1 protein-coding gene is annotated in these 1,993 nt (G+C 57.7%); it reads right to left on the bottom strand.

Features of this window, described 5'->3' with window-relative positions; genetic code table 11:
• Positions 1-68: 68 nt before the first annotated feature.
• Positions 69-1,745, bottom strand: coding sequence for an IS1634 family transposase (locus NUW12_13095; protein MCR4403677.1), 1,677 nt, complete (start codon positions 1,743-1,745; stop codon positions 69-71).
• Between the last annotated feature and the right edge of the window lie 248 nt (positions 1,746-1,993).

The following is a 1,993-nucleotide window of genomic DNA, read 5'->3' as shown; positions in this document are numbered from 1 at the left end:
CAGTGCCGGAAGAGCAACGGAGCCAAGTATCGGCGGGATATGGTAGAAAGTGGGCGTGTATCTACGTGTTAGGCCTTGGCGGGAGAGTATAAGTCCAGTATGCGAGGGGGTTCTTGTATACCGACAGCCGCAAACAATTGCTTCTGGATGGCCGTCGTTTCCGTTCTCTGCATGACCCGTGTGGCGTTGCTCCCAAACTCGATCGCGTGCATCATCTCCAGATGCCGGCGCTGATACCTCCACAGCTTTCCGGTCTTCGTCTCCGCGACCCGTATCAGCAGGAGCGCCATCCAGCAGAGCAGGACGTGAGCCCGTATCCGCTCCTCGAGCCGGTGGTAGACAGGTCGCATGTCAAGCGCGCTCTTCAGCATCCGGAAGGCGTCTTCCACCTCGAGCAGTTGCTTGTATCCCAGGGCGACATCTTCAGGCGAGAGAGTGTCGTCAGAGGTGCTGAGCAGGTACTTCCCGTCAAGAAGCTCCTCCGCTTTCACCTTCGCCTTGTCGATCCTCGGTTGCCCAAGTCGGTCCGTCTTCAGGTAGCGCCCATACGTCTCGTGTGCGATCAACTGGCAGCATGCCTTCGTGTGAGGAGCGCCGTTGAGCTCCCCGATCCGGTCCAGTTCTTCCCTGATCCTTGACAACGCCCGCTCGCGATTGGCCTTGTCCCGTTCCGCTTCTTCGGGGTTATACACGAGAATGTAACGCTTCCTCGCCTCACCGTCGCCCATGATGATCTCCTTGACCTGCATGTTCTCCTTCACTACCTTGTACCGCCCAGCCCTGCTCACTACATCAGTTGCTCCCTTAGCCGTCCTCAAGCGCTCACCGGCAATGTAGTGACCCCCGGCGCGCTGCAGGTAGCGGAGATTCTCCTCGCTGGAAAATCCCCTGTCGACCACAGTTATCACACGGCCAAGCCTCCAGCCAACCAGATCATCCTTCACCTGCTTGATTACGGACATGTCCGCCGTGTTCCCAGGCCACACCCAGCATCTCACCGGAATCCCAGTCCTCGTCACCGCAAGCCCTATCACAGCCTGGGGAAGGTCCGGCCTATGATCCTTGGAGTGACCGCGCCGCCTCAGTCCGTCCTTCTCTTCGTCCTCTTCTTCAACCTCAAAGTACGTCGACGTCGTATCGAAGTACAGCAGGTCAACCTCCAGGTTCAACAGGTCAGCCACATTGAAAAAGACCTCCTTCTGCAACTCCTCGCTCGCCAGCAGAAGGAAGTCCATAGCCCTGTACAGCTGGTGCGCCGCCACCTCAGTAAGCCCCGGAATCAAGACTTCTTCTTCCACCCAGTCCTCAATGGCCAACTTGCTCATCGGCGAAAGAGCCCTGTTAGCCACCATGGCGAATATCGCTCGCTCCACGGGAGCCTGGAACTCACGAGCTTTGAGCAGTCTACCCAGCACACGGTCGATCCCTAACTGGCGCCAGACGCAATCCAAAAACCATGCCCCGCCCATAGGTTTACTTGAAATGAACCTGAGACCGTCAACGCCTTCGACTTGAGATCGAGCCGCCTCTTCGGGGCTCAGGAACCGGGAAATGCTCTTCACCAGGCGCCTAAGCCCCTCTTTGTCCACTTTCTCCTCGCGACCGAGGTTAAACAGCACACGCACACGGGAACGCCCGGCCTCGGAGTCCCACTCATTGTGCGCCAGCTGGAGATACCGCACGACTGAACCGTCTTTGTTGGTTCTGGTGGTGGTCCGTATGTACATATCTATATTATACGGCATGCCTCCCGCCCTATGCAAGTATCACCATACCGGACGTGTATCTATGCCATTCCCGAAGAATCGCCCCCTCTTGGGAGACCCAAAACTCATCATGCTGGCCCTTTCATTTTTGTATACCATCTCGTGTGCCCAGACACTGTCGAACTCGGGATAGGCCTGGCGCTTGCGACCGGGGTCTTCGGGGTCGGGGAGGTACAGCGTATGGTGGCAATCCCCCTGCCAGGTGTGGTTGCGGTGCGGCGATTGAA

Source organism: Bacillota bacterium, from assembly GCA_024653485.1.
Classification (GTDB): domain Bacteria; phylum Bacillota; class SHA-98; order UBA4971; family UBA4971; genus UBA6256.
This window is presented reverse-complemented; position numbering and strand designations above follow the sequence as displayed.